At 65.4% G+C, this 3,696-nt stretch carries 2 protein-coding genes, 1 tRNA gene and 1 pseudogene; all 4 read right to left on the bottom strand.

Translation table 11 applies throughout. The annotated features are described in order from the left end of the window. Positions 1-384 precede the first annotated feature (384 nt). A tRNA-Ile gene (locus tag FMQ63_RS36855) sits at positions 385-457 on the bottom strand. Between the two features lie 79 nt (positions 458-536). Further along, entirely contained in the window at positions 537-923 is a 387-nt protein-coding gene (locus tag FMQ63_RS36850) for an MGMT family protein (RefSeq protein WP_044276036.1), read from the bottom strand. Positions 924-1,003: 80 nt separating this feature from the next. After that, positions 1,004-3,130 carry an RNA polymerase sigma factor RpoD gene (gene rpoD, locus FMQ63_RS36845; protein ID WP_011555174.1) on the bottom strand — a complete coding sequence of 709 codons (2,127 nt, stop codon included), beginning with the start codon at positions 3,128-3,130 and terminating at the stop codon, positions 1,004-1,006. 92 nt (positions 3,131-3,222) lie between these two features. After that, positions 3,223-3,696: pseudogene (locus tag FMQ63_RS36840) on the bottom strand (DNA primase); the annotation flags it as partial.

The raw sequence follows: 3,696 nt of genomic DNA, 5'->3' as shown, positions 1-3,696 counted from the left end.
CCCATTCCCTCGGTCATCGAGTCCAGGAACTCGCTCAGCTCCCGGTCAAGCTTGCGTAACTGGGCAGGCGTCATGCTCCGTCAACACGGGGCGCCCGCGCCCAATTCATCTGACCGGGTAGTGTTAGGAGGACCTTCGACTTCGACGTATGCGCCTGCGTGAGGTGTGGAGGCAGGCGGTGGGTGCTGGCGTACGTGAAGGAGGCTGGAGGGGTGCGAGCGATTCTGGAGCACCTGGGACGTAATGCTGGCCCCTTGCAGCGGTGCTCCCGCTGGCCGTGGGCGGCCCGCATGGTGCGCCGGTGGTGCGGACCTCGGCGGAGGCGGCTCCCCGCGCCGGCGCCTCAGTGGAGATTCCCGAGGCGCCATGCGGGGTTAAGAGGAGTGGGCCCTCCTGGATTCGAACCAGGGACCAATCGGTTATGAGCCGACAGCTCTAACCGCTGAGCTAAGGGCCCTCATGCGCCAACCAACCGCGTGACGGATTGCATATCGCCGGGTACGCAGTCCTGGCAAGGGGCGTCGTTTTACCCGGCTTCAGCGCTGCCGCTTCGTTGCCAGTCCAGGGGCCGGCACCTCGCGGGGCACCTTCACGCGGAAGGTGTCCCCACGCTGCGTCACCTCCACGCCCTCGGCCCTCAGGCGCCGTGCCTGCTCCTGGGCCACCTGGGGCGCCAGCGTTCCGTCCGAGCGCGTGACGCGCCACCAGGGCAGCGGCAGCTCGGGCTGCTGGGGCAGGGTGGCCATCTCCCGGCCCACGCCTCTGGCGGCCCCAGGACGGCCCGCATAGAGCGCCACCTGGGCATAGGAGCGCACCTGCCCGCGCGGAATGGCCCGGACCGCCTTCCACACCGCCTTGGAGAAGGGGAGGGGAGCCTTCTTCACTTCTGCCTTCGGTGTCTTCGTCTTCGCTCGGAGCGCCACGGCCCCGGACTCTAGAAACACGAAGGCCCCCGGTCCACGAATGGAGCGGGGGCCCACGTTCAGCTCAGCTCAAGCCCGGCTCAGCTCTCCACGAAGGAGCGCAGGCGCTTGGAGCGGCTCGGGTGGCGCAGCTTGCGCAGCGCCTTGGCCTCAATCTGACGGATGCGCTCGCGCGTCACCTCGAAGTCCTGGCCCACCTCTTCCAGCGTGTGGTCGGACTTCTCGCCGATGCCGAAGCGCATGCGGAGCACCTTCTCCTCGCGCGGCGTCAGCGTGGCGAGCACCTTCCGGGTCTGCTCCGCCAGGTTCATGTTGATGACCGCGTCCGCCGGCGACACGAGGCTCTTGTCCTCGATGAAGTCGCCCAGGTGGCTGTCCTCTTCCTCGCCAATCGGCGTCTCGAGGGAGATGGGCTCCTTCGCAATCTTGAGGACCTTGCGGACCTTGTCGAGCGGCAGCTCCATCTTCTCCGCGATCTCCTCCGGCGTCGGCTCGCGGCCAATCTCCTGCACCAGGTAGCGGCTGGTGCGGATGAGCTTGTTGATGGTCTCGATCATGTGCACCGGGATGCGGATGGTGCGGGCCTGGTCCGCGATGGCGCGGGTGATGGCCTGACGAATCCACCAGGTGGCGTAGGTCGAGAACTTGTAGCCGCGCTTGTACTCGAACTTGTCCACGGCCTTCATCAGGCCGATGTTGCCCTCCTGGATGAGGTCCAGGAACTGCAGGCCGCGGTTCGTGTACTTCTTCGCGATGGACACCACGAGGCGCAGGTTGGCCTCCACCAGCTCGCTCTTGGCGCGTTCGGCGCGGCGCTCACCCAGACGGATGGCGTCGTAGTTGCGGCGCAGCGACTCGACGGGGAGGTTGGCCTCCTCCTCGACCTTCTTGATCTTCCGCACCGCCGTGCGCACGTCGCGGTCCAGGACCTCCAACTGCTCCGGCGTGAGGTTGAGCTGCTTCTGCAGCTTCTTGCCGATGTTGGGGTTCTCCCGCGACTCCTTCAGCTGCGGGCGCAGCTCCTTCATGGAGCAGTCGTAGCGGCGCTCCAAATCACGCAGCTCGTCCTCGGCCTTGTCGACGCGCTCGATGAGGGCCTTGAGGTTGATGACGATGCGGTCCACCTGCTTCTTGTTGAGCCGCATCTCCTCCAGGACCTCCATCATCTTGGTCCGGAGGTCCTTGATCTCCTGCTTCACTTCCTTCTTGCGGACCTCGGTCAGCTTCTTCTTGGAGGACAGCTCCTCCTCCAAGACGTCGCAGTCCTGGGCGAACTTGCGGAAGCGCTCGATCTGCTTGCAGATCTGCTCAATCTTGTTGAGCTCGCTCTGCGCCAGCTGCGCCGGAGCGTCACCTTCACCGACCTCCTCGGGCGCCTCTTCGGCACCTTCGGACTGCGTCTCCTCCGGCGCGTCCTTGATGACGTCGCGCACGCGCAGCTTGGCCGTCTTCAGCTTGTTGCCGATGTCGAGTATCTCCTCGACGGCCACCTTGCACGCCAGCAGCGCGCGGAGGACTTCCTTCTCACCATCCTCGATGCGCTTGGCGATTTCGACCTCGCCCTCGCGGGTGAGCAGGCTGACGCTGCCCATCTTGCGCAGGTACAGGCGCACCGGGTCGTTCGACTTGCCGCCCGGCTCGTCGTCCTCGTCCTTCTCGTCCTCGTCGGCGTCTTCCTTCTCTTCCTCGACGGTGACGGTGGGCTTGATTTCGTTGTTCTGAGCGGCCTTCTGCGCGTCGACAATCTCGATGTCGTTGTCGCCGAACATGCTCATCACGTCGTCGATCTGATCGGACGACACGATGTCGGCGGGGAGCGCGTCATTGACCTCGTCGTACGTGAGGAAGCCCTTCTCACGGCCCGCGGCGAGCAGGTCCTTGACCTCCTTGCGCTCGGCGACCGGATCCTCCTCGATGTCGTCCTCGACGGCGTCGGGGTCGACCTGGACGGCGGCGGCGGCCTCTTCCGCGGCCTCCTCCGGGTCCACGTCATCGCCCATGGCCGGCGCCACGCCCTTCTTCTTCTTCTTGAGCTTCTCCGTCGCCTCGGCGACGACGTCCCTCGCGACGAGTTCTTCCTTCTCCTCGGCGCCCGTCTTGGCCCCCTTCGCCGCGGCACCGTCCGGAGCCTTCTTCTTGCGGATCACCGGATCCACCTTCTTCTTGGTCGGCTTCACGGACGCCTTCGAGGGCTTCTGCGTCGGCATTCGGGTACTTCTCCTTGAGCAAATTCAGGGGCTTGAGGCCTGGGCGAGCCGGCCGATCTACCGCAAAGTCAGGGTTTCTTACAAACGCGAACTCAAACCGGTTGCATGGGCGCCTTTGTTCCCGAGGAGGCAGGCTTGAGCTCCTCCAGGACACGCTTCTTGAGCGCCAACAGTTCCACGCGCTCCACAAGGAGCTGGCGCGTCTCCTCTGTCAGGTCGAACGCCCCCGGCGTCTGCTCCGTCGCCCGCTTTATATAAACGAGCCGCTCGTCGATGCGCCGCACCATGATTTCCCTGCAGATGGAGAGGAACGCCGCCTCCAGGGGAACAGGTTCCGAGGGGAGCTGCCGCAGCGCGCTTTCAATGCCGCGCTTCACGGCTTCCGAGGATTCAAAGAGCGCATCATTTGCGCCGTGTCCCGACGTCGCATGCGCCAGCGCCATGCGCAGGCCCATGTGGGACAGCTCGTCACACACGCGGAAGGTGTCCCGCGCCATCAACCGTGGCTCTTTCAACACCGCGCCCACGTAGAAGCACTCCAGCGCGGGGGGCGGCTTCTCCAGGGG

The sequence above is a fragment of the Myxococcus sp. CA005 genome, from assembly GCF_006518205.1.
In the GTDB taxonomy this organism is placed as follows: Bacteria; Myxococcota; Myxococcia; order Myxococcales; family Myxococcaceae; genus Myxococcus; species Myxococcus xanthus.
This window is presented reverse-complemented; position numbering and strand designations above follow the sequence as displayed.